Here is a 23,572-nt window from a genome sequence, read left to right as displayed (position 1 = left end):
GGCAGAGCCCCGCGCCACAGGTGATTCAAACCTGGCGGCGGCCCGGTCAGAAAACCGTGGGTTTTGGGCGTAAACCCTCTATGATGCCGGTCAGCACATCAGAGAAGCGGGGCTGGAGAATCCACCAGGGATTCGGGCAGACCCGCCAGGTATATAAAGAGCAGCTCATGACACAGCGCGCAGCGATGCATCCGGTCCTGCAACCGGCGCGGATTGGTTTTATCTGGGGTCTCCGTCTTTGGATCGGGGCAGGGGCGCTTATGCTGCTGCTCCTGGCGCAGCCCCTGCGCGCCCAGGTGACGCTGGATCTGCGCGATGCCGACCTGCGCAATTTTGTCGAAATTGTCTCTGAAGCCACCGGCCGCAGCTTTGTGCTGGACCCGGGGGTGCGCGGCACAGTGACGGTGCTGGCACCAGATCAGATGTCGCCGCAGGATTTGTTTGAGGTCTTCCTGTCGGTGCTGGAGCTGAACCGGCTGACCCTGATTGAAGGGGCAGGTGCGGATCGCATCGTGCCGATGAATGTGGCGCGAGAGCTGTCGACGGGGGGCAGCGCCGGCTTGCCTAGTGGCTTTGAAACCCGGGTGATCCCGGTGCGCGAGGTGCCCTTGCAAGAGGTCATTGAGGTGGTGCGACCACTGTTGCCGGCCGAGGCAGTGATGACCCCGGTGCCTGGCGCCAAGCGGCTGATCATTTCGGATCGCAGCGCCAACCTCAATCGGATTACCCGGCTGATCAAACGGTTGGACCAGCCCCGGGCCGCTCCCCCAATCGAGATCCTGCGGCTGCAAAACGCCAATGCGGCTGAGGTCTTGCAGGTGGTGCAATCGATGGATCTGATCCCCGAGGGTTCTTCGGTGAGCGTTGATCGTCGGTCAAACGCGCTGCTGATCTCTGGTTCCGAGGCGCTGCGTCACCGGGTGCGGCTCTTGGTGGATGAGCTGGACACCCAGCGCGATACCGTGGTGTCGCGGGCGGTGGCGCTGAACTACGCCGATGCGGCGGCGATTTCGGATGTGGTGATGCGCACCCTGAACAGTGATAGCGATTCTGGCACCCGGGCGGCGGTGCGCATCGTGCCCGAGCTGCAGACCAATACGCTGCTGGTCTCGGCGCCACAGGAACGTATTGACGATATCGTGCAGATGGTGCGCTATCTGGATCAGCGCCCCACCCAGGTGCTGGTCGAGGCGGTGATTTTTGAAATGTCGGTCGAGGGGCTGTCGGATCTGTCGGTGCAGTTTGGCGCGGTGTTAAACAATGCCTTGGTGGGCGGCGCCCAGTTTGATCTGCCCGGGCGCTCCAGCCTGACCAATCTGATTTCATCGGTTTCCAATGGCGGTGGCGCAACACTGGGATCGGGCGGCGTCTTTGGCGGTGTCAAACGCAACGCCGGCGGCGATGGCATTGTCGGGCTGATCACCGCCATTGCCTCGGTGAATTCCACCCGGCTGTTGTCGACGCCCTCGATCCTGACCCTGAACAACCAGGAGGCCGAGATCGTAGTGGCGCAGAATGTGCCCTTTGTCACCGGCAGCTATTCCACTGTCAGCGATAGCAGCTCGGTTGATAATCCGTTTCAGACCATCGAACGCCAGGATATTGGCCTAACCCTGAATGTGACGCCGCAGATCAATGCCGACCGCACCGTGCGCATGGTGATCAAGCAGGAAGTCTCTAACCTGACCAATTCCACCGCCGCTTCCGGTGGCGAGATCACCTCGCGCCGGTCTCTGTCGACCACCGCATTGGTGCGTGATGGCAATGTCATCATGCTGGGCGGATTGCTGGAAAATGGCTCGGGCGGGGTCAGCCAAAAGGTGCCGGGCCTGGCTGAACTCCCCTTGGTGGGGGGGTTGTTTCGTGGCAAGAGCGGCTCGAATAATCAACGCGTTCTGCTGGTGTTACTGCGCCCTCAGGTGGTCTCTAACGAGGCCGAAGCGCAGCGGATCACCCGCCAGCTGTCGCGCAAGGCGCAGACCATCAGCGGCAATATCGCCCCGGTGGATGATGGCCGTTTCCCCCGCACCCCGCTTGGGGCGCTGCCCTTTGATGGGGCCGATCTCAACCAGCCCTTTGATGCCGGATTTATCGATGATGCCGCGCAACGCCGCAACTACCCCCCTCTCCCCAGTCGCCTCCGCTTCCAAGGTGGAAACTGATCCGGCCTCAGAACTGGCAGCTGGCCTGCCCTTTGGTTTTGCCCGCGATCAGCAGGTGATTTTTGACGCGGGCTGCCTGATCCTGGGCCCCGCTGCCGATGGCTTTGGCCTACGTGAGGCGCAGCGTCGGCTGGGGCTGGTGCCGGGGCTTCGGGTGGAAACCCTGGATCAGCCCGGGTTTGAGCTGGCCCTGGCGCGGGTCTATCAACAGGATGGGGCCGGGCCCCAGCAGGATGAGCTGAGCTTTGACCTGGAAGAGGCCGCCTTTGCCCGTCGACAACGAGATCTGCTGGAGGAGCCGGGGGATGCGCCGGTGATCACCCTGGTCAATCAGCTCTTGGCGCGGGCGGTGCAAAGCGGCGCCTCGGATCTGCATATCGAACCCCATGAGGGGGGCTTGCGGGTGCGCATGCGCATTGACGGCTTTTTGCAAGAGGTGATGGATCGCTCGGATGTGCCGGTGAAACGCATCGTGTCGCGGCTGAAAGTCATGGCCGGGTTGGATATCGCCGAGACCCGGCTGCCGCAGGATGGCCGCATCCCGCTTTCCCTGGCCGGGCGGCAGATCGACACAAGGGTCAGCTCCCTGCCGGGTCATTACGGCGAACGCATCGTGCTGCGGATCCTGGATCGGTCAACCGGGCTGCGGCCGTTGCAGGATCTGGGGTTGTCGGCGCAACAACAGTCCCTACTAAAGCGACTTTCCGGCTTTCCCAATGGCATCATCCTGGCCACCGGCCCCACCGGTGCCGGCAAGACCACGACGCTGTATTCGCTGCTGCAACTGGCCGATCGCGCCGAGCGCAATATCGTCACGGTGGAAGACCCGATCGAATATGATCTGCCGGGGATCAGTCAAAGCCAGATCAACGCCGAGATCGGCATGAGCTTTGCCGCCGGGCTGCGTGCCACCCTGCGTCAGGACCCGGATGTCATTCTGGTCGGCGAGGTGCGCGACCCGGAAACTGCCCAGACCGCGGCCCAGGCGGCGCTCACTGGCCATCTGGTGTTTTCCTCGCTGCATGCCAATAGCTCGGTTGGGGCCATTGTCCGCCTGCGCGACCTGGGGCTGGATAATTTCCTCATCGCGGCGACCCTGCGCGGGGTGATCGCTCAGCGGTTGCTGCGGCGGCTCTGTCACAGCTGCCGCCAGCCACAGGCCCCCAGCGCCGAGGACGCCGCGCTGTTTCAGCGCCACGGGCTGGCAGTGCCCGAGCAGATCCAGGCGCCGGTGGGCTGCACGAGCTGTGGCGGCAGTGGCTATGCTGGGCGGATTGGGATTTTTGAAATGGCAGAGGTGACGCCACAGATCACCGAGGCCATTGACCGTGGCGCCACCGAGGCCGAATTGAAAGAGCTGGCGCTGAGCGCGGGCGAAACCCTGATTGGTCAGGGCTTGCTTGCGGTGGCATTGGGCGAGGTCAGTCTTGAAGAAGCCCTGCGTGTGGTTGGGGATGTCGCGTGAAGGCCTATCGCTATATCGCCTATACCAAAGGAGGCCGGCGACGCAGCGGCTCAGTTGTGGCCGAAACCGAAGGCGATGCCAGCCGCCAGCTGGCGGCGCAGGACCTTTTTGTCGCTGAACTGAGCGAGACGCGCAGGCAAGCAGGATCCGGCAAGAGTGACAGCAAAACATCAGATCCGGCGTCGGGGCCTTTTGCCTTTGTCACCACTTGGCGCCATCGCCTGAGCCCGGATCTGCAGGTGGTGTTCACCCGTCAGATGGCGGTGATGCTGGGGGCTGAACTGCCGGTGGAAGAAGCGCTTGAGGCGGTGCGCAGCGGTGGACATCCGCTGCTGGACGCGGTGGCCGCCGAGGCCCGGGCGGCTCTGCTGGATGGTGCCAGCCTGTCGGAGGCACTGGCCCGGGGAGGGGCTGGGTTTGCGCCCTATTATCTGGCGGCGCTGCGCGCGGGCGAAAGCGCGGGCGAGCTGGCCGAGGTTTTTCATGAACTGGCCGAGCACCTGGAGCAGCTGGGCAGTGACAAGGCGCAGATTGCCACGGCGCTGATCTATCCGGGCTTTGTGGCGGCTGTGTCGCTTTTGGTCTGTGCGATCCTGATGGTCAATGTAGCTCCTGAAATCGTCGCCATGTTCGAGATGTCGGGTCGCCCACTACCGGGGCTGACCCAGGCTATCCTGGCGGTATCGGACCTGATCCGAGACTATGCCGGCAGCATCGGTATTGCCCTGCTGGGGCTGGTGGTGTTTGGGGCGGTGGTGCCGCGAATTTCCAGCCTGCGGCAGCGTCGCGATCGACTGATGCTGCGTCTGCCGGTGCTGGGGCGGCTGATGCGGCTGTCGGCCTCGGTGCAATATCTGCGCACCCTGGCCCTGGTGCTGGGGTCGCGCCATGCGGTACTCAGTGCCACCGACAGCGCGGTGGAGGTCTTGAGTATCGCGGGTTTCCAGCAGGAGGCCCGCGCTGTCACCCAGCGGGTGCAGCAGGGCGAAAGTCTCTCGGCGGCCCTGGCGCAGCTCACCTTTTTACCACCGGTGGCGCGCCAGCTGATTGCCGCCGGAGAGATCTCGGTGCGCCTGGCGCCGATGAGCGCCCGGGCTGCAACCCTGGTCGAGCATCGGCTTTCCACCGAACGAAAGCGCATTGCTGCCTTGTTAGAGCCTGCTTTGATGATGTTGGTGGGGGGCTTGGTGCTGGTGATTGTACTGGCGGTCCTGTTGCCGATCTTTGATTTGCAGGCGGTGGTTGCGGGCTGAGATCGGCGCTGCGTTAGTCTGCAAACCCCAACAGCTCTGGTGTATCCCCCCCCCGGCTGACCCAGAGTCCCTCATCATCAATTCTGGAGACGGTCATCTGCTCTCCCAGGGGATCGCCAATGCGCACCAGCTGTTCGCCGGTGGGGTGGGAAACCATAGCCCAGGTGGCGTTGCTGACCTGCACCAGGCCTTTGAGCCGATAGCCAAGACTGTCAATCGGGGGTTTTGGCGGGCGCGGGGGTTGCGGCGCTGTCACCTGGGCGGGGGGCTGTGGCTTTGGCGGTTGCCTTTCGCCAAACAGGGCAGGCCAGGGCGGCGCCGAAGAGGGCGGTGCTTTTGTCGGGGTGGCGGCTGCAACAGCAGGCTGCGCCGGGGCTGAGACCTGGGCGGGTGCACGGGTCAGTTCCAGCCAGAGAGCCAGACCCGCCCAGGCGGTGAAACCCAGGGCGACCAGTGTCATAATGGTGGCAATCAGGCGCATGGAAACCTTTGATGTCTGCTGCGGGTTGGCGAAGCGGCCACACCCTCTGTGCAAAGACTGCTCTCAGATGGACGCAGTGCCGTAAAGATGGTAAATTTTTGCAGGCAAATAAATATGAAAAGAGCGGCAATGCAGGCGAGATCACTTTTAACGGCCGGCTGGGCTTTGGGTCTGGCGCTGGTTTTGGGCAGCTGTGGCGAGACCATGAGCAGCGGCAGCGGCTTTCAGTCGAAATATGCAGTGGCCCGCAATGCCCTGGAAGCCGGCGATTATGAGCGCGCTCGCAAGGCCTATCTGAAACTGATCTCCCAGGCTGGCCCCCTAACCCCGCGGTTGCAGCTGGAATATGCCCATGCGGAACTGCGGGCTGGCAATTTTTCCGAAGCCGCATCAGCCGCAAGCAATCTGGCCCAGAGTCAAAGCGGCACCGCCCGCGGCGCGGCGCTGGCCGTTCAGGGCACGGCGCAGCATGAGCTGGGGTTGATCCTGTTGTCGCAGGATCAGACTGCGGCCGGCAAGGCCCAGTTGGTGGCGGCTCAAAAAGCGCTCAGCGAGGTGCTGAAATCCCATGCGGATCTGGACCCCTTGGGAGGAATGGCCGGGCGCAAGGCCAGTATCGCAGCCCGTCTCAAGGCGCTTTGATCAGGCGCTGCGCCGCGATATCTTACCTCGGGTCTGGGTCTGAAACACCACCAGCTTGGCCCACCACCAGTTTGGCCGGGCATTTTTACTCCTGCGCCGGGCTGAGCTCAATCCAGGCCGCGATCTGCCCCGGCTGCTCCAGTGCTTCCAGGCGGAAATTTTTGAAATGATAGCCCCAGGCCGGATGTGCGGCCGAAAGCCAACTGGCAAGCCGCAGAAAATCCACCTGATCAAACCGCAGGGTCAGACCATTGTCGTCTTGCCGTGTCAGCGCGCTGAGCTGCGGGCGCAACTGGGCTGAAATCAATCCTTGCTCGATGCTGCTCAGGCCGATGGGATTCGGATAGATGGTTGAAGTACCCCCTGTTAGGGTCGATTTTTCTGCAATGCGATCAACAACCCAGGCTTCCAAAGCACGGGCCTCATGCTGCGCTATCTCGGCGCTTTGACGCTGCTCATGGAGTGGCAAAAGTCCGCCAAAAACCAACCCCAGAACGGCGGTGACCGCAAGCAGCGCCAAGAGGCCGCGTTCGCGGCTGTTGAGAGAGAGCAGCAAATCGATCAATCGGGCCATCAGGGGCGTGCTCCTGTCTGGGCGGCAGTCTGGGGTTTGGGCGAGGGGCCGGTGATGAGGAACTCTGCCCGCACGCTATCCTGCCCATCGCTTACGCGGGAATCGCGCAGTTGGACCGTCAGTCCAGCACTGTCGAGGGCGCTGTACAGCTGGTCGACGGCTGCAAAATCGTCCACTTGCAGTCCCAGTAAGAGGCCCTCACTTTCGTCATAGCTCAGCAGCTCTGGCTGCTGCCCGGCGCTGGCCACAACCCGGGCCGCCTGGGCCGTTAGGGTTAGTGGGTCACTAGTCTTGCGATTGGCGTTGCTGGCTCGGTGTAGCGTGTCGAGCGCCCGGCTGACCTGGAGCCGGGTATCCAGCATTGGGCCCTGGGGCACAAAGGCCTCTTGCACGAGTTGGGTGGTGCGACGGCTGATTGCTGCGGTTTCCGCTTCCAGCCGGGCGGTGGCCAGGCTTTGGGTTATGGCCCAGATCGTGGCGGCCAGGGCTCCGGCCAGCAAGGGCCAGCGCCAGGGCCTGAGCTGCCGCTCCAGCTGGTTGCGGGCGGCCATTGGATTGCGGCGCAGGTCACAGGCCAGTTCCCCATGCTGCAGGACGCGGGGGGGAGGCAGCCCCAGATCGGTCAGATCTGAGGTGTCATGGACCAGAGGAATACCATGGGCGGCGGCCAGGGCGATCAGCGGGTCGGCCTCTCCTTGGGGAGACAGCAGCAACCAGGCCCTTGGGGTCGGACCGGTGCTCAGGGCGCGCTCCAGCTGGGCCTCGGCCAGGGCGGGCTGGGCGCTGAACCCGTCGTCGGGACCCAGGCGCGCCATTACGATCTCTTCTTGGCTGTCTGCAGTGGAGAAAGATGCCGCATCCGCTGGGGCGGCAAGGGGCAGGTGATCGCGGCACAGGGTCCAGATTTCGGGGGCAGTGGGCAGGGTCATGTAATCCGGCAGCACTGCCTGGCAGGAGAGATCCTGCAGCTGCTCCAACAGCTGGTTTTCGGCGATCAAGGCCTGGTGCCACTTATGCGCGCCTTTTGCTTTGCCGCCCTGAGTTTTGCGATCCAGTGGCGGGCAGGGATGCAGGGTTAGCCCCTGGCGCAGGCCGGTGCGATCCGCGAGCTGGCGCTGTGCCACCTGTTCGCGGGCCTGCCCACGCAGCCCCTTTGGCAGGTCAAACCGCACCAGGGGCACCTGGGTACCCGGCACCATGACCACCTGTTGGGCCGCTGGACGGTCTGTGCCCAGACGCAGGCACTCCGGTGAGCTATCCATCCGGGATACTGTCTGGTGATGGGGCCGACGAGCGGTGGGCATTGCGGTTGGTCTCCTGGTGTGGGCCTGTGCTGGGGCGCCCTGATGCATCGAGGCTGATGAATTGGGGCAGAATGTCGACTGTGCCGGTGAAGTGCAATCCCGCAGAGGTTGGGGCATTTTGTGACTTTTGCGCGGAGAGCCCAGAGAGGAGGCGGGATCAGGGGCGCCGGGTGATTTGCCAGATGAGTGCGGGGCGTTGCCTGGGGCCGCGGCGCTGCAAGAGAGTGCTGCGTCGCGCCTCCAGTCTGCCCTGGGGCCCATCCTGGCGCGCCCAGGCATCCAGGCGGAACCAGCTGCTCCCCACAGTCAGCTGCTCCGGGCGAAGCGCGGCCTCTTCCCCATCGTCTTCGGCCTCGTCCTCCTGTTGCTCCTCCAGGAGCTGTTCCAGCCGGGCGGCAATCAAAAAGGCATCGACCGAGGCAAAGGGCTGGCGGCGCCGCTGGGCCAGCAGGCGTGACAGTGCTGCCGGGGGCAGATGTGGCAAGAAGGCCTGCAGGACCTCGGCGGGCGCGGTGTTCACATTCAGAGCGCTGTCACTGGGCAGGGCGGTGATCCAGGGGCGCAGCCGAGCATAGGTGGCAGGCGATAACCCGGGGTGCTCTGCAAGTTGATCCGCATTCAGCAGTGGCCCGCCAATGGGATCGCGGGGCGGGTCCATTTGCAGCCAGGGCGCCCGCTCGGCGCGGCTGAAGGTGGTGCCGGGGCGCAGAAACCGGGTGAGGGTTTGCCCGGTTTGCGCAGGCAGGGCGAGCTGGGTCAAAAGCCGGTCAAACCCGGCCCGGGCAGCCAGATTAGTGGAATCACTCAGCCAGTTCACATTGAACCGCCCCTGCAGATCCGTGATTTCTCCGCCCACCTCGCGGGGGCCCTCTCCGGGGATCAATTCCGGTGCCAGCTCCAGAGCAGCTATGGGGCGGGCCCAGCCTTCCCCGGTGTGGTCGATAGCGCCCTGGTCCTGGTGCAGCAGGCTGAGGGCCAGGGCGTCCATCGCATCCAGGGCCAGGGTGATCTGGGCGGCTTCCAGCCCGGCCTGCAAACGCATCCGCCCGCCTTCGGCACGGCTGAGCATCCAGGTGCTGAGCGCCGCCAGGGCCAGCACCAGCACCAAGGCATTGACCAGAACAAAACCGCCCATCCCGGCCTGGCCTGTCCCAGACTGGATCATTCCAGGTGGTGTTTTGCGCGTGCGCCCGCTCATTTCAGGGTCTCGACAAGGGAAATATCGCCATAATCCTCGGTCTCCAGGATCAGCTCCAGGGCCAGGGGCAGGGTACTGGAGTAGAGTTCTGCAGCGGCGGTTCCCCCATCACCATCCAGGGGCCCCCCGCCGGGGCTGCCCGCAGAAACCCCGAGGCTACCCGCGCCGTCGATCCAGCCCAGATCAGCCCAGTAGCTGCGCAGCCGCAGCCCCGTGACCCCCGGCATCACCGCCTGGGCATCCTGACGGCTGCTGCGCAGCGCCGGGGTCAGGGCTGGCCAGCTGCGCCGTTGCAACACATCGCCCTGCAGCTCCCAGTCGATCCGTTGGAAGCGCAGGGGCGGCGGGGCCGCGGCACTGAGATCTTGAAGCCGCGGCTGGCCTGCAACAGAGAGAGACAGCACCCCGTTGCGAAAGCGCAGCGCGGATTGCGGTGGCTGACGCTCTGGCGGGTAAAAGAGCATTGGTACCAGGGCTCTGATATCCCTGCGCAGCAGGCTGAGCCCGCGATCCAGCTGCGCCACCTGTTCGGCGCGCCCCTGCAGCCCGTCCCGCATGCGCATCATACCGGTCAGGGCCTGGGTCCCCATGACCGCAACCAGGGCAAACAGCGCCATGGCAACCACCAGTTCGATCAGGCTGAGCCCGCTCTCTGGTTGCGGGAGCCCGGGCGCGGAGGTGCCGGATCCTGGGGGGCTGTTTTGAGGCTCTGCCACGGGGATCTGTCGGGGCTGTGTCACGGCCTTGCCGCGCTTGGCAAATAGGTCACCAGACTGGCGCCCTCGCCACTTTGTGCCCGCCCTGTCACCTCAAAGCGCAGCAGGCCGCCAGCGGTGGGCTTGATCTCGTGGTCAAGGCGGATCTGTTGGGGGCCGATGCGGATCTGTTGGGGCAGCCCGCCGGCCTCCCTGCCATAGAGAGCCAGCTCTTCGATGCGGTTTTGCACCGCAACCCGTGCCATCAGCCGTGCCATCTCACCGCCAATGGCGCGGCGGGACTGATCGCTGCTGCGCAGGGCCGCAAGGCTGGCCAGGGACAGAACCAGAATGGCCAGGGCCAGCTCCAAGAGGGTGAGGCCGGAATTGCCACGCAGGCCGGGTTGATCTGGTGCCAGGTCCGGATCGCGGTTCTGGGGTGTCAGGGACTGCTGCATGCCAGCACTCCCTCGCTGCTGCCGCGACAATGCTGGCGGCGCCCAAAGGTGATGTCGAATGCGGTGCTTTCCCCGGTGGCGAGGAAAAAGATCTCTGGCGTGTCAGCTCCCCTGTACTGGGGCGCTTGTGTGGCAAACCGCACGGGGCTCTGCCAGCGCTGCACCCGGGGGGAAATCTGCCAGCCCTGGTCCTGCCGCAGGGCCAGTTGCAGCCCCTCGGCGGTGATCTTCAACCCGCGCGATTGGCCGCCGGTGATGGCCAGCAGCTGCTGGTTTTCGACCTGCTTTTGAAAGAGCACCATATCCTGCTGTTCCGGGCTTTGTGACCGGGGCAGAGAGAGAGCAGCGCCCACCGCCAGGATCGCCAGGATCGCCGTGGTGACCAGCAACTCAATCAGGGTAAACCCAGCCTCTGTCCCCGGGGCAGGATCGGATAAAACAGTCTCTATTCCAGGGCCCATGAGCCGATATCCTGATCTGCGCCGGTGCCACCGCTGACCCCATTGGCGCCGTAGCTGAAGATATCAAAATCCCCATGCACCCCAGGTGAGAGATATTGATAGGGCTGGCCCCAGGGATCGATGGGCAAGCGATCCATATAGCCGTTTTCGGCCCAGTTTTTGGGCACCGGATCTGCTGCTGGGCGGGTGACCAGCGCCGCCAGCCCCTGTTCGGTGTTGGGGTAGCGAAAATTGTCCAGTCGGTAGAGCTGCACCGCGCTGCTGATCGCGGCAATATCGGCCTGGGCACGGGCGGCGCGGGCCTGATCCGGGCGATCAATGACCCGGGGCACCACCACCAGGGCCAGAATGGAGAGGATAACCACCACAACCATCAGCTCCAGCAAAGAAAATCCGGCATCGCGGCGGCGGAGCGGTGATGCCGACAGCGGATGTGGCAGAGGAGAGAGGCTGGACATGGGGTTCTTTCATTTGTGTAACGGCATGATAAGGGAGGGCTGCGCGGCTTGTCCATTGCTCGCGACCCGAGCAGCGCCCTATTGTTTCAGCCTTGGGGTTTGAAGACCATGCCCCTGAAAGCAGACCCTGAAAGCAGGTCTTGAAAGCGGGGGCAGAGGAGAGAGAGGAGAGGGCATCGATGACAGAGGGGCTGACCCTGTTTGTGATCCTGCTGGCGCCGGCTATGGGTTCTTTTCTGGCGCTGTTGGCAGAGCGGCTGCCGCAGCAGGAGGATGTGATTGCCAAACCCTCTGCCTGTCGCAGCTGTGGGACAGATCTGCAGGCGCGGGATCTGGTGCCGCTGGTCTCTTATCTGTTGTTGCACGGGCGCTGCCGCCACTGCGGCGCGGTGATCCCGGCCAGGCTGTTCTATATGGAGATCCTGGCTCTGGGAGCGGCCGTCCTGGCTTGTGCTGCGGGCGGCGGCCCGGCGGTGGTTTTGCTCTCTTGCCTGTTTCTTTGGTTGTTGCTGGCGCTGGCTTTGACGGATCTTCTGTGGCTGCGTCTGCCGGATCTGCTCACCGCTGGGGTCTTTGCCCTGGGCCTCGGGCTGGCGGTTGTGACCAGTCCGGCCCCGGTGCCAGAGGCACTGGGATTTGCCCTGTTGGGCGCGGGGCTGGGGGCCGGTAGTTTTCTCGCCTTGCGGACCGGGTATCGCGCCCTGCGCGGCCGCGAGGGCCTGGGGCTGGGGGATGTAAAGCTGATGGCGGGGCTGGGCGCTTTTGCCGGACCATTGGATCTGCCTCTCCTGGTGCTGATGGCGGCGCTTATGGCTCTGTTGGGCGGGCTTGGGCTGTCTTTGCATACGCGTGGCCTCTCTGCGGCAGGGGATCAGGAGAGACAGGGACCTCTGGCCCTTATGCCGCTGCCCTTTGGCACTGCGCTTGCGGCGGCGGCGGCGCTGATTTGGGTGCTGCGGGCGGCGCATCTGCTGCCCTTCTGACTGCCTTGCTTTGGCTCTGCAAGATCTGCGCAGCGAGAGCCGACGACAGGATTGGTTTGATCTTGTGCAGGGCAGGACTTAGGGTCCGCACAGCCGCTGCATTCCGTTTCAAATACATGTGAGAGACATGATTTTTTTCCGCCCCCTTCCCCGGTTTTCCATCTTGGCGTCAGGAATCTGCTGCCTCTGCATTCTCGTGATGTCACCACCGCTGCTGGCACAAGAGGCAGAGCAAGCGATCCAGCCAGACGCCCAGGTCCAGACAGAGCAGGGCGCGGCCTTGCCAGGCCCCTTGCCGGGCCCCTTGCCAGGTATGGACAAGATCGAACAGGCCTGGGCGGCAGGGGATTTTGTCTTTGTGCGCAACGGGCTGCAACGCCATGCCAAGGAAACCGGCACTCCGCTGGCACAGTATCGCTATGGCAGGGTGCTGCTGGAGGGGCGTGGCGGGCCCCGGGATCCGCAGGGGGCAAAGCTCTGGCTGGAAAAGGCTGCAGCTCAAACTCATGCCGAGGCCTCGGTCTTGCTGGCCCGGATCTATCTGAGCGCCCCGGCCGGAAGTCCTGACCGGGACCCGGCGCGGGCAGCGCAGCTGTTCAAATCCGCCGCCGCCCGCGGCAATGGCGAGGCGCAGTATTACCTTGGCCTGCTCTATGGCAATGGCACCGGAGTGGATGCGGATCCGCAGGAGGCCTTTACCTGGCTGTTGGCGGCGGCTGAGAACGGCCATGTCGCTGGGCAGTTTGAGCTCAGCCGTGCCTATGCTCGCGGGGTCGGGGTTGCGGAAAACGCCGCCGCCGCTCTGCGTTGGATGGAAGCGGCTGCCACCGAGGGGCACGCAGAGGCGCAGTTCTATCTGGCCTATGCGCTGGACCAAGGTCAGGGTGTGACCCAGAACCGGGGAGCTGCGCTCAACTGGCTGCATCGCTCTGCCGAGGGCGGTTTTGTGCAGTCCCAGTTGGCGCTGGGGCGAAAATACCTGTCTGGCGATGGGCTGGCGCATAATCCACAGGAAGCGTTGCGGTGGCTCGAGGCAGCCGCCCAGGCTGGCAGTGTTGGCGCTATGGCGGTGCTGGGGCGGGCCTATCTGGGCGATATGGGCATCGCCGCAGACCTGCGACAGGCCGATATTCTGCTGCGCCGGGCCTCTGATGCTGGCCATGCCGGAGCCAGTTATGATTTGGCCAGCCTGTTTGCAGGCCAGATTGAACTGGGTCAGGCCGCGGTGCCGGAGGTGGATCTGCGGCAGGCGCTGGTGCTCTATCGCCGGGCTGTCGATCAGGGCAGTGAGGCGGCGGTGCTGCAGCTTGGACGGATGGCCGGTCGGGGGGAATTGCAGGGGCTTTTGGCGCCCCATCACGCAGTGCCCTGGGCCTCTGTTGCGGCAGCGGCGGGGGACTCTGGCGCGTTGGACTGGCTGCGCACAGCCGCGCGAGACGGGATCCGCCCGGCACAAACAGCCTTGGCGCTGTGGATGCTGGAGCAGCCGGAGACCGAGGCGGCAAGCGCCGGGCAAGCGGCAGAATGGCTCTTGATTGCCTCTGAGGCCGGAGACAGTACTGCGCAGCATCATCTGGGACGGCTTTACATTCAGGGATCAGGTGTCGAGCAGGACTATGTTCAGGCTCATAAGTGGCTCAATATCGCCGCCGCTGGGGGCAGCTCGGCGGCGCTGGAACTGCGCGCTGTGGCGGCTGATCTGATGGTGCCAGAGCAGATCGCCGCCGCGCAGGAGGCGGCGCGGACGTTTTTTGCCCAGGTGCAATCCGGCCCGCAGGCGGCACAGAAATGAGGGGTTGGTCACAGCGCTTTTTACCCCTGACTTTGCTGCTGGCATTGACCCAGCCAGTAGCAGGGCAGGTTGAAGACAGGAGCGGATCGCAACAGGGGATGGAACGAGCTGCGGGGCAGGCCATACCGCTGGAGCAACTGCGCCAGGCCGCCAGCGAAGGCGCGGCTGCGGCGCAATATCTGCTGGCCGTGCGGTTGGAGCGCGGCACTGGGGTGTTGCAGAACTACTCACAGGCCTTGCAGTGGTTCACCGCCGCGGCACAACAGGGACACCGCCGGGCGCAGCAGCGCCTGGGGCACTATTATCACAGTGGTCTTGGCGGGGTGCAGGACCGTGCCGCAGCGCGCCACTGGCTGGAGCTGGCGGCGCGCGAGGGGCAGGAGGGGACGGCGACAGATTGGTCCTCCGCTGACCGGGCCCAGGTGCTGATGGATCTGGCCGCCGTTCTTGAGCAGGGCGCAGGCCAGAGCGAAACCGGCCAGAACGAAACGGGCCAGAACGAAACAAAACAGGCGGATCTGCGGCGCGCAGCCGAGCTCTATCGTCAGGCGGCGGATCTAGGGCTGCTGGAGGCTGTCACCAGCCTGGGCGTGATGTATCAAAACGGCAGCGGTATGCCGCAGGACTTTGCTGAGGCCTTGCGACTTTATGAGCAGGCCGCCGCCGCCGGCCAGGCGCGGGCGCAGAACAATCTTGGTCTGCTCTATGTGCGGGGCAATGGTGTGGTGCAGGACTATACTCGCGCCGCAGCGCTGTTTCAGGCCGCCGCCGAGCAGGGGCTGGCCGTTGCCATGGGTAATCTAGCCACCATGTATGAGAATGGGTATGGGGTGCCGCTGGACGAAGCCCTGGCCGCAGATCTTTACCGCCGTGCCGGGCGCGCTGACAGCGCATCGGCCAGGCGCAACCTGCAGCCTGGCGCGATCTTTGATGCACGGCTTGTCCCACCCGGAGAGGATGCCGAGACACTGGCCCGGCTGCGCCAAGGAGCAGAGCGGGGCGACCCCCTTGCCCAGTTCCTGTTGGGCTGGGTTTTACTGAAGCAAGACGCGCTCTCTCAGGCAGATCGGGCGCAGGTCGCAGAGCTGCTGCAGGCTGCGGCCCAGGTGGGCTACCCGCCGGCCATGGCTAATCTGGGGCTGATGTATGTTGAAGGCCGTGCCCTGCCGCAGGATTATGTGCTGGGCTATATGTGGCTGGTGCTGGCAGCCAGTGCTGGTCAGGAGGAGGCTGCGGCCCTGACTGCTGAGCTCTCGCGCCGTATGACGCAGGCGCAGATCGCTGAGGCTCAGGACTGGGCCAGTCGCTGGAACCCCTGAGGGATCTTGGCCGCAATCCTGGCCGCCGCGGCGGGTCTGTTTCTATGAATTGAAGCCCCCATCAGAACTCCGCCCAACGGTCTGTGCTAGACTGTTGGGTGGAGCTGTTTTGCGCTGGTCTGCCTTGGCTGGATCAGAAGTCCAGGCGCAGCCCGTGTTCGACCTTCAGCGTCGCGGTGCTGGGCATCGACAACCGGGTGACAACGGCGCCCGCACCATTGGCAAATCGACGCTCGCGGTGGAAATCGACGCTCAAGCGATCGGTGTCATCGACGCTCTCATAATCGATCTCAAAGCTGAAGATCAGCCCGGTGGCTGGGTTGAAGAGCTCCTGGCTGAAATTCAGCCCCAGGCCACAGCCCAGCCCGCTGTCATAAGACGACACCTCGCAGATCACCCTTGGGGTCAGCGACATCAGTCTCGATATCGCGCGGGGATTGTCGCCGTCCTGGCTGCCCAGCCCGGCGATTTCGACCTCGGCAAAGAAACGACCACCGTTGTAATCGGGGATATCAATGCTGCCGGTGCTGCTTAGCCCCAGTTGGGTGGCGGTGACATCGGCATCCCCGGCCAGGGCATAGGCCAGATCCAGCCCAACCCGTGGGATGATCAGCAGCTTGTCCCGCTGATGCCGTCCCGACAGGGCCACCCCGGCATAGGCGGCGGCATAGTCATAGCTGCCATCGGCCTGGATGGCGCCGCCGGCATTGGCAAAGCTGAGATCAAAGCGGTGATGACCAAAGCCCCCGGCGGCGTAGTAATCCAGGAACAGGCCATCGCCGAGCTGACGAGCACCATAGAGGCCGCCATTGACACCAACGCCGTGGATCGCGCCATCGGCCAGCCCGGTCACATTGGTGCGGCTGAGATAGCCGCCCCAGAACCGGCCACGCAGGTCGCTTTCGGACAGGAAACGCTCGCGCTGGCGGGAGAACTGGACCAGCGCCTGGGTGCCGATGTTTTCGGTGCGGGTCAGGCTGAAGCTGCCCGCCAGGATGTCCCGGCTGCCGGTGCCACAATTGTAGACATCATAGCCAAAGGTGCCGTCGCTGCCGCCGGTGTCGCCCTGGGTGTTGATGCTGCCATCGACGTCAAAGCTGGCCAGGGTGCCGCAGCCGAGCCCGGCTTCGCCTGCCTGCAACCGCGCCAGCGCCCCCTTGGCGATGCCGCTGAAATGACGCTGCTGGCTGCCAACGGTGTCTTCCAGGTCGTTTTTCAGGATCTCAGTCAGCGGTGTGCGAATCTGATCGATGAGATCATCCGTCACCACCACCTGTGCCAGGGCAAGGCCAAACCCATCAAAGGCCGTATCAGTCGAGGTCACGGTGACCGTGGGCTGACAGCTGTGGGTGCCTTCGACGATGGTATCATCAATCGCGGTGATGGTGAGGGTCTGGGCACTGGCATAATTGGCGCTGGTAAAGGTCGCTTGGGCTGGCGAGACGCTACACTGGGCATCGCCGGCAAAGCTCAGCACCACATCCTGGGTTGGTTGGCCCAGCAATACAAAACTCATCGCCGCGGTATCGCTGCCGCCCTCGGTGGCGGTGAGGTCGTCATTGCTCACCGCGATGACGGCAAAATCGTCATCCGTCACAGTGGCAGAGCGAGTCAGTTCAGATGCGGTGGTCGAGAGCGCCACTCCGGCGGAAGCACTGGTCACGCTGGTGAGGGTCAAAATGACGGTCTCGTCGCCCTCGATCAGCCCGTCCTCGAGCACCGGCAAATCCACCAGGGCCGATGTTGCACCGGCCGGGATAGTGACACTTCCCGAGGGGGCGGTGTAGTCGGCCCCCGAGGTGGCGGTGCCAGTCAGAGTGTAGCTGATGACACTGTCCAGAGTGGTCGCCACTGTCTGGCTGATGGTGAAATTGGCGCTATCAGTTGCGGCGCCATTGGCTTCGGCACCATTGTCGCTGGCGCTGACAGTGATCACGGCGCTGCAATTGGTCATTGGGATGTTATTGGCGAGCACATCCGGATCACCGGCCTCGATTACGAAGGTATCGTAGAACACCGGGTTGGCCGCGAGAGAGGGGTCCGCCAGCACGCCAGTGGAGCCCACTTGGGTCGAGCCCAGAACCGCTGGGTTGGCGGGCAAGAGCGAGGTCACATCCAGGGTGCCAGAAGACAGGCGCGTGGTGCTGGCAACCCCGGTCGCGGGATAGCTGTAGCTCACACTATAGCTGCCGGGCACCAGGGCGAACCACTGATATTCCCCGGTGGAGCCATCACGCACGATGTTGATGTTGTTGGAAATCCCGACGGAGCTGTTGGAGCCGCTTGGACCGGTGACGGTGATGCCGCCGCCTGACAGAATATTGCCATTGTCTTCGCAGTAAAAATAGCCCTGCGGATCGTAGTCGGCGCTATCGACAATACCGTCACCATCGCGGTCAGCGGTGCTGCTTTCCAGGTTATCGGGGATCCCGTCGCCATCGGCATCGGCGGGCGGTGTTGGATCTGGGGTGCCGGTCAGATCTGCCTCAACACTCAGCACATTGCTGATCTCATTGCCATTGCCGGTGGCGCTGACGGCGCTGTCGACGGGCAGGGTGATGGTCATGGTACCATCGTGATCCGGGGTTACGGTGACGCTGTAGCTGGTGCCGCTGCCCGTCAGGCCAGAGGCGGTGCCGCCATCAATGGTGAAGTCCGCCTCGGCCAGCCCGGTGACGCTGGTGTCGAAGGTCAGGCTGACCACAAAGGCGCTGCTCTGTGCCGTCGTTGGGCCCGTCAGGGTGACGGTGGGACGGCTGGTGTCTTTGGCCGCGGTATCACTGGCGGCAGATCCGGCCTGACCGGCGCTGTCGGTCAGGGTAACCGACAGCGTCAGGGTGCCATCGCCAAGCCCCGAGAGATCCAGTCCGGTGATCTGCGCGCTGGCGCTGGCAATGGTGCCGCTGCCACTGACGGCACTGCCGCCCCCATCCGAGGAGATGGAATAATCATAAAGCGCTCCAACCTCAGCGCTGGCAAAGGTAAAGCTCGCCGCGGCCTCATTGCCGCTATTGACCGGATCCTGATCAAAGCTGGCGCTATAGCCAGAGGGCGTATTGAGATCCAACTCCAGGCTGGCGCTGGCCTGATCCACTGGGTTTCCGGCCGCATCCGTGGCATCCGCCGTCAGGCTCAGCGTGCCATCACTCAGGCCGCTGAGATCGACCACCAGGCTCCAGGCATCGCTGCTGACCGTGGTGCTGCCACTGACTGTGGCACTGGCGCTGTCGGTGATGACAAGACTGACGCTGCGCCCATCTACCAGGCCTGCGGCACCGCCGGAAATGGTCAGGCTGCCAGCCTCGGCAGCGGAGACGATATTATCGCCCGCCAGCGGGGTGTCGAAACTCAGTGCAGGCTGATCTGTGTCCAGGGTCAGGCTGGCGCTGGCCTGTGGTGTTGGCGTGCCCGCCGCATCCGAGACATCCGCTGTCAGGTTGAGGCTGCCATCACTCAGGCCACTGAGGTCAATCACCAGGCTCCAGGCATCGCTGCTGACCGTGGCGCTGCCACTGGCCGTGCCACTGGCGCTGTCGGTGACACTGACGCTGACGCTCTGGCCGTCTTCGATCAGGCTGGTTGTGCCCGAGAGGGTGACCGTGGTGGCCTCGGCGGCATTGACGATATCATCGCCACTCAGCGGGCTGTCAAAGCCAAGCGTGGGTACCTTGAGGCTGGCTGTGGCGCTGCCGGAATTGCCCAGCGAGGAGGTGAGGTCGCCAGTAGTATTGACCAGGGTACCGCTGCCACTGGTGGTAACATCGACGATGATAACACAGCTGGCCGCAGCCGAGACACTGCCGCCAGTATAGCTGATGCTGCCCGCGCCAGCGGTGGCCGTCAGGGTGCCGCCGGTGCAGGTGCTGCTGGCATTGGGGGTACTGGCCACGGTGAGACCCGCAGGCAGGGTGTCGGTGAAATCCAGCGCTGTGGCGGCAATCAGAGCCGTGCTGTTGTCGATGTTAAAGGTGAGGGTGGTGTTGGCACCCAGGGTCACGCTGCTGTCGTCAAAACTCTTGGCAAAGCTCGGCGCGGGGGCGGCGGTGACAGTTAGCGTATCCGAGGCAGTGCCGGAATTGCCCAGCGAGGAGGTGAGATCGCTGCTGGTATTGGCCAGGGCACCCACTGTGGCGGCGGTGACATCAACGCTGATTTGACAGCTGGCGGCGGCAGTAACGCTACCACCAGTATAGCTGATGCTGCTGCTGCCCGCTGTGGCGGTCAGGGTGCCGCCGGTACAGTTGCTGGCGGCATTGGGGCTGTCGGCCACAACGAGCCCGGCAGGCAGGCTGTCGGTGAAATCCAGCGATGAGGCCTCGATCAAGGCGCTGCTGTTGTCGATGGTAAAGCCTAGGCTGGTGCTGGCGCCCTGGACGATGGTGCTGCTGGCAAACCCCTTGGTAAAACCGGGAGCGGGCGCTGCGGTAACGGTCAGGGTATCTGTGGTGGTGCCGGAATTGCCCAGGCCGGAGGTTAGGTCGCCGGTGGTGTTGACCAGGGAGCCAACCGCGGTGGCGCGCAGATCCAGGGAGATGGTACAGCTGGCGCCGGCGCCAACGGTGCCGCCGGTATATGAGATCACCGATCCACCCGGCACAGCCGTGGCGGTTCCCCCCGTACAGGTGACACTGGTGTTGGGTGTCGGCGCCACCACCAGACCTGCGGGCAGGGTATTGCTGACATCCAGACTGTTGGCCGCCAGGGCAGAGGCGCTATTGTCGATGGTAAAGGTGGCAGTGGTGACCCCACCCTGGGCAATGGTTGCTGGCGACAAGGCCTGGGCAAAGCCCGGTGCTGGCTCCACCGAAAAACTGCCCGTGGCGCCACTGGCGGCAAAGCTGCCGCCGGCAGAGAGGTCGCCGGAGGTACTGCTGTAGCTGCCGGAGGAGGCCGAGCCGGGCAGGGAGACGGTCAGCGCGATGGTGCAGCTGGCACTGGGGGCCAGCTCGCCCCCAGTCAGCGTAATCAGGCCAGTGCCCGAAACGCTGGAGCCGCTGCCACACAGATCGCTGCCAGTGCCTGCGCTGACCACAAGGCCGCTCAGCACCGCATCCAGATCATCGCTAAAGCGCAGCGCGGTGAGGCTGGCGCTGGAGTCGGTATTGGTAATCACATAGGTCAGCGTGGTGCTGCCGCCTGCCGCCAGGGCCGGATCGGTAAAGCTCTTGCTGAAGCTGGGCAGGGAGGTGCTGGAGACCGTGAGATTGGCCGGTATTGCAGAGCCACCAACGGCCAGGCCAGAGCTTTGTCCGCTGGGATTACCGGGTAGGCCCGGATAGGTCCCGGCGCTGGCGCCGCCCGGGACCAGCTGGGTGACATCAAAACTACAGCTGGCCCCCGCCGCCAGAGTGCCACCGCTAAAGCTGAGGGTCGAGCTGCCGCTGAGGGCAGAGCCTGTGCCGCAGATATTCGACAGGGCGCCGGCACTGGAGGTCAAGCCAGAGAGCTGAGCATCCAGATCATCGCTAAAGATAATACTGTCGATGGCATGGGTGCTGCTCAGATTGGTGAGGGTATATTCTGCGGTGACCGTATCACCGGGGGCGGTTGGGGTGCTGGCATAGGATTTGACCAGCGAGAGCGCCGCGCCTTGCACTGTGAGCGTGTCGTTCATGGTCGGCAGGGTCACGGAGGTGCCGTTCAGCGTGCCGGTGACATTGGAACTGATCAAGGCATAAGACCCATCCGAGGCCCCGGCGGGCACCAGCAGATCAACGGAAAAGACGCAGCTGTCATTGGCCGGGACTTCGATCCCCGAAAAAATGCCAAAGGTCGTACCGCTGGCGCTGCCGCTGCCGCCACAGAACCCTCCGGCGGGCAGCGAGGCCGGAACGATAGCCAGCGAGGACAGGGCAGAGGAGTAGGACTCGGTGAAAAACACCGAAGTATAGCCCAGGGTCGGATCCGGATTGGTCAGCGTATAGGTCAGGGTGATGGTTTCACCAGGCAGGGCGGCGCTGGGAGCAAGGCTCTTGGAGACTTCCAGAGGCGCGCCTTCCAGAACCTGCAGGTCATCACTGCTGAGCGGCACCACCAGAGCCTCGCCGCCGGCCATACCGGTCAAGGTGCTGCTGGTGCTGGCATAGGTGCCATTGCTGCTGCCGCCGGGGATCGACACGGCGGTCACCACGGTGCAGCTGTCTCCGGGGGCCAGGGAGCCGCCACTGTAGCTCAGCAGGGTATTGCCGGCAGACAAGGCAGCACTACCGCCACAGCTGTTGCTGGTGATGCCAAAGGTGGCCCCGGACAGGAAGGTGCTCAGGTCATTGCTGAAGGTCAGACCGGTGGCGGTGGAGGGGGATTCCGCCGCGCTGGTGATGGTAAAGGTCAAGGTTGCGGTATCTCCCGCTCCCACACGGTCTTCGCTGAAGACCTGGGTGAAGGTGAGATTGGCGCCACCCGCCACCTGCAGAGTATCGCTGGCGCCCAGGGTGATAACCGATCCGCCATTGACGGTGGAGATCACATCGCCACTGGTGGAGCTGTAGCTCCCTGGGGTGGCTGTGGTCTCAACGTCGAGCAGCAGATCGAAGACGCAGCTGCTGCCAGCCGCGATTACGCCGCCTGACAGGTTGAAAGCAAAACTATCGGCTGAGGGAACGCTCTGGAAAAAGTTGCTGCCGACCCCGCAAGAGCCGGTCGAGGGCAGGGTGTCGATGGTCACATCAGCGGCACCGGTGATATCGCTGATGACGTCGCTGAAGGCGATGTCACTGAGGGCAAAGCTGGCATTGGGGTTGCTCACCGTATAGCGCAGGGTCGCGTTCGTGCCGGGGGTCGTCGGATTGTTGATGAAGGACTTGCTCAGCACCGCGCCCTGGCCACCATCGCCCAGCACCCGCAGATTTGCCTGGGCCGCAGTGCCGCTATAGGGGCTGCCGCCGATATCGGCGCTCAGGGTGCTGGTGGTATTGGTGTAATCCCCGGTGGCTGCCCCGGCGGGCGTCAGCAGGGTGACATCAAAGTTGCAGCTGTCCCCGGCGGCCAGCGTCGCGCCAGAAATTGTCAGGCTGCTGGAACCACTGATCGTGGAGCCCGCGCCACAAAAGCCACTGGCGGGCAGGCTGGTGGCCGTCAGCCCCGACAGCATGGCATCCAGATCATCCGTGAAGGTGATATTGGTGGCCGCGTCATCGCGGCTGGTGTTTTGCAGGGTAAAGCTGAGGGTCACATTCTGCGACAGGCCCACCTGGGTCACTGAGAATCTTTTGGAGAAATTGATCGGGTTGGAGGCTGCGGCCTCGACCACCAGAGTGCCAGTGCCGATGACCTGGCTGTTGGAGAAGTTGGAGAAGGTCGAAAACAGAGTGCTGCTGGTGACCTGGTCGCCCAGGCTCAGGGCCTCGACATCGACTGTGATCGTACAGCTGGCCCCGGCTGCGAGACTGACATTATCGACATCGACATTATTGCCACCAGAGGTGACCTGAATGCTGCCGCCGCAATTGTTGACAACAGAGGCCGGGGTGGTCAGCGCCAGCCCGCTTGGCAGTGTTTCGTCAAAACTGGACGAAAAGATATCGAGCGCGCCGGCACTGTTGTCGATGGTATAGGTGAGGGTGCTGATATCCCCAGGATTGACGGTGCTGGGCGCAAAACTATGGGAAAACACAGGGGTTGGCAGGCTGACGGTCAGATCATCCGTGGCGGTGCCGCTATTGCCCAACGAGGAGGTCAGATCCCCGGTGACCAGCGTATGCGTGGCCACCGTGCTGGAGGTCACCGGCAGGGTCATAACACAGCTTTGGCTGGCGCCCAGACGTCCCTCACTCAGGCTCAGGCTGCTGCTGCCCGAGACTGCCGTGAACGTGCCGTTACAGGTGTTGGACTGGCTGCCGCCAGTCACGGTCACACCGGCGGGCAGGGCGGCGCTGACGGTCAGATCGCTGGCGGGAAGACCCGAGATCTCGGTGATGGTCAGGGTCAGGGTGCTATTGTTGCCGCTGGTGATCGAAGCGGGCGAAAACACCGCCGAAAAGCTGGGGGCGGACTGCGCCTGAACCAGGCCGGGCAGCAACAGGAAACTGGCAAGGAGCAGATGTGAAACACGGCGCAGCAGATCGGTCATGGGCTATCCCGGAAATATGAGAGGTCTTCAAAATGCGAACAAACCCATGCGCGGCAGCTTACAGGCTCTCGGCAGCGTAGAGCTTTGATGCGCCGCGCAGCAATGACACATTTTTAAAAGAAAAAGATTTTCGACAACTGTCGCAGATTGGCCAGTTTCCGCTGATGGCCGCCCCGGCAACCGCTGGGGTTGCGTGATATACGCACGGAATACACATAAAGAAACACACAGGGTGCCGCCTCAGAGCGATCTTCAGACA

General features: G+C 63.8%; 16 protein-coding genes. 7 read left to right on the top strand and 9 right to left on the bottom strand.

Annotated elements, in window-relative coordinates:
- Positions 1–167 precede the first annotated feature (167 nt).
- The 3 genes from gspD to QZ268_RS18025 are packed head-to-tail and all read left to right on the top strand — an operon-like array spanning position 168 to position 4,880.
- Complete coding sequence (gspD, locus tag QZ268_RS18035; protein WP_295455297.1) at positions 168–2,162, top strand: type II secretion system secretin GspD; 1,995 nt, start codon at positions 168–170, stop codon at positions 2,160–2,162.
- Positions 2,095–3,627, top strand: coding sequence for an ATPase, T2SS/T4P/T4SS family (locus QZ268_RS18030; RefSeq protein ID WP_295455295.1), 1,533 nt, complete (start codon positions 2,095–2,097; stop codon positions 3,625–3,627). Before gspD ends, QZ268_RS18030 begins: the two co-directional genes overlap by 68 nt.
- Positions 3,624–4,880, top strand: a complete 1,257-nt coding sequence (locus QZ268_RS18025; protein WP_295455293.1) for a type II secretion system F family protein — start codon at positions 3,624–3,626, stop codon at positions 4,878–4,880. The genes QZ268_RS18030 and QZ268_RS18025 overlap by 4 nt, the downstream gene beginning before the upstream one ends.
- A 13-nt stretch (positions 4,881–4,893) precedes the next feature.
- Here the strand turns inward: QZ268_RS18025 and QZ268_RS18020 are convergent, their stop codons facing one another.
- A complete protein-coding gene (locus QZ268_RS18020) occupies positions 4,894–5,361 on the bottom strand; it encodes a type II secretion system protein N (protein WP_295455292.1) in 468 nt (155 codons plus the stop codon).
- A gap of 129 nt (positions 5,362–5,490) precedes the next feature.
- Between QZ268_RS18020 and QZ268_RS18015 the strand changes: the two genes are divergently transcribed.
- Complete coding sequence (locus QZ268_RS18015) at positions 5,491–6,003, top strand: hypothetical protein (protein ID WP_295455290.1); 513 nt, start codon at positions 5,491–5,493, stop codon at positions 6,001–6,003.
- Positions 6,004–6,088: 85 nt separating this feature from the next.
- Here QZ268_RS18015 and gspM read toward each other — a convergent pair whose 3' ends face one another.
- The 7 genes from gspM to gspG all read right to left on the bottom strand — a co-directional run bounded on the left by gspM (position 6,089) and on the right by gspG (position 11,151).
- Positions 6,089–6,577 carry a type II secretion system protein GspM gene (gspM, locus tag QZ268_RS18010; protein ID WP_295455288.1) on the bottom strand — a complete coding sequence of 163 codons (489 nt, stop codon included), beginning with the start codon at positions 6,575–6,577 and terminating at the stop codon, positions 6,089–6,091.
- Positions 6,577–7,881: a type II secretion system protein GspL gene (gspL, locus tag QZ268_RS18005; protein WP_295455286.1), complete on the bottom strand. Its 1,305-nt coding sequence runs from the start codon at positions 7,879–7,881 to the stop codon at positions 6,577–6,579. The genes gspM and gspL overlap by 1 nt, the downstream gene beginning before the upstream one ends.
- A gap of 157 nt (positions 7,882–8,038) precedes the next feature.
- A complete protein-coding gene (gene gspK, locus QZ268_RS18000) occupies positions 8,039–9,079 on the bottom strand; it encodes a type II secretion system minor pseudopilin GspK (protein WP_295455285.1) in 1,041 nt (346 codons plus the stop codon).
- On the bottom strand, positions 9,076–9,819 hold the full coding sequence (locus tag QZ268_RS17995) for a type II secretion system protein GspJ (protein ID WP_295455283.1): 744 nt from the start codon (positions 9,817–9,819) through the stop codon (positions 9,076–9,078). The genes gspK and QZ268_RS17995 overlap by 4 nt, the downstream gene beginning before the upstream one ends.
- Positions 9,816–10,232: a hypothetical protein gene (locus QZ268_RS17990; protein WP_295455281.1), complete on the bottom strand. Its 417-nt coding sequence runs from the start codon at positions 10,230–10,232 to the stop codon at positions 9,816–9,818. Before QZ268_RS17990 ends, QZ268_RS17995 begins: the two co-directional genes overlap by 4 nt.
- The gene (locus QZ268_RS17985; RefSeq protein WP_295455279.1) at positions 10,217–10,693 is read right to left on the bottom strand and encodes a prepilin-type N-terminal cleavage/methylation domain-containing protein; all 477 of its coding nucleotides are present in this window, start codon (positions 10,691–10,693) and stop codon (positions 10,217–10,219) included. Before QZ268_RS17985 ends, QZ268_RS17990 begins: the two co-directional genes overlap by 16 nt.
- Positions 10,678–11,151 (bottom strand): type II secretion system major pseudopilin GspG, encoded by a 474-nt coding sequence (gspG, locus tag QZ268_RS17980; RefSeq protein ID WP_295455277.1) that lies wholly within the window; start codon positions 11,149–11,151, stop codon positions 10,678–10,680. The genes QZ268_RS17985 and gspG overlap by 16 nt, the downstream gene beginning before the upstream one ends.
- Positions 11,152–11,330: 179 nt before the next feature.
- Here gspG and QZ268_RS17975 point away from each other — a divergent pair, with 179 nt between their 5' ends.
- From QZ268_RS17975 to QZ268_RS17965, 3 genes are all read left to right on the top strand, one after another.
- Positions 11,331–12,134: an A24 family peptidase gene (locus tag QZ268_RS17975; protein WP_295455276.1), complete on the top strand. Its 804-nt coding sequence runs from the start codon at positions 11,331–11,333 to the stop codon at positions 12,132–12,134.
- A gap of 199 nt (positions 12,135–12,333) precedes the next feature.
- Positions 12,334–13,926: a hypothetical protein gene (locus tag QZ268_RS17970; protein ID WP_295455274.1), complete on the top strand. Its 1,593-nt coding sequence runs from the start codon at positions 12,334–12,336 to the stop codon at positions 13,924–13,926.
- Complete coding sequence (locus QZ268_RS17965; RefSeq protein ID WP_295455272.1) at positions 13,923–15,245, top strand: tetratricopeptide repeat protein; 1,323 nt, start codon at positions 13,923–13,925, stop codon at positions 15,243–15,245. Before QZ268_RS17970 ends, QZ268_RS17965 begins: the two co-directional genes overlap by 4 nt.
- Before the next feature lie 133 nt (positions 15,246–15,378).
- On the opposite strand, the gene QZ268_RS17960 is transcribed toward QZ268_RS17965, so the two are convergent.
- Positions 15,379–23,313 carry an Ig-like domain-containing protein gene (locus tag QZ268_RS17960; RefSeq protein WP_295455270.1) on the bottom strand — a complete coding sequence of 2,645 codons (7,935 nt, stop codon included), beginning with the start codon at positions 23,311–23,313 and terminating at the stop codon, positions 15,379–15,381.
- Positions 23,314–23,572: the final 259 nt, after the last annotated feature.

The organism is uncultured Pseudophaeobacter sp., from assembly GCA_905479575.1.
Lineage (GTDB): Bacteria > Pseudomonadota > Alphaproteobacteria > Rhodobacterales > Rhodobacteraceae > Pseudophaeobacter.
Note: the sequence above shows the minus strand (reverse complement) of the source record. Positions and strands in the feature narration are given on the sequence as shown.

Bases quoted from the DNA above. Each gene is read 5' to 3' on its own strand.
- QZ268_RS17990 (WP_295455281.1), bottom strand. From the start codon at position 10,232: ATGCAGCAGTCCCTGACACCCCAGAACCGCGATCCGGACCTGGCACCA.
- gspM (WP_295455288.1), bottom strand. From the start codon at position 6,577: ATGGCCCGATTGATCGATTTGCTGCTCTCTCTCAACAGCCGCGAACGC.
- gspL (WP_295455286.1), bottom strand. From the start codon at position 7,881: ATGCCCACCGCTCGTCGGCCCCATCACCAGACAGTATCCCGGATGGAT.
- QZ268_RS18030 (WP_295455295.1), top strand. From the start codon at position 2,095: ATGATGCCGCGCAACGCCGCAACTACCCCCCTCTCCCCAGTCGCCTCC.
- gspG (WP_295455277.1), bottom strand. From the start codon at position 11,151: ATGTCCAGCCTCTCTCCTCTGCCACATCCGCTGTCGGCATCACCGCTC.
- QZ268_RS18015 (WP_295455290.1), top strand. From the start codon at position 5,491: ATGCAGGCGAGATCACTTTTAACGGCCGGCTGGGCTTTGGGTCTGGCG.
- QZ268_RS17960 (WP_295455270.1), bottom strand. From the start codon at position 23,313: ATGACCGATCTGCTGCGCCGTGTTTCACATCTGCTCCTTGCCAGTTTC.
- gspD (WP_295455297.1), top strand. From the start codon at position 168: ATGACACAGCGCGCAGCGATGCATCCGGTCCTGCAACCGGCGCGGATT.
- gspK (WP_295455285.1), bottom strand. From the start codon at position 9,079: ATGAGCGGGCGCACGCGCAAAACACCACCTGGAATGATCCAGTCTGGG.
- QZ268_RS17975 (WP_295455276.1), top strand. From the start codon at position 11,331: ATGACAGAGGGGCTGACCCTGTTTGTGATCCTGCTGGCGCCGGCTATG.
- QZ268_RS17965 (WP_295455272.1), top strand. From the start codon at position 13,923: ATGAGGGGTTGGTCACAGCGCTTTTTACCCCTGACTTTGCTGCTGGCA.
- QZ268_RS18020 (WP_295455292.1), bottom strand. From the start codon at position 5,361: ATGCGCCTGATTGCCACCATTATGACACTGGTCGCCCTGGGTTTCACC.
- QZ268_RS17970 (WP_295455274.1), top strand. From the start codon at position 12,334: ATGTCACCACCGCTGCTGGCACAAGAGGCAGAGCAAGCGATCCAGCCA.
- QZ268_RS17985 (WP_295455279.1), bottom strand. From the start codon at position 10,693: ATGGGCCCTGGAATAGAGACTGTTTTATCCGATCCTGCCCCGGGGACA.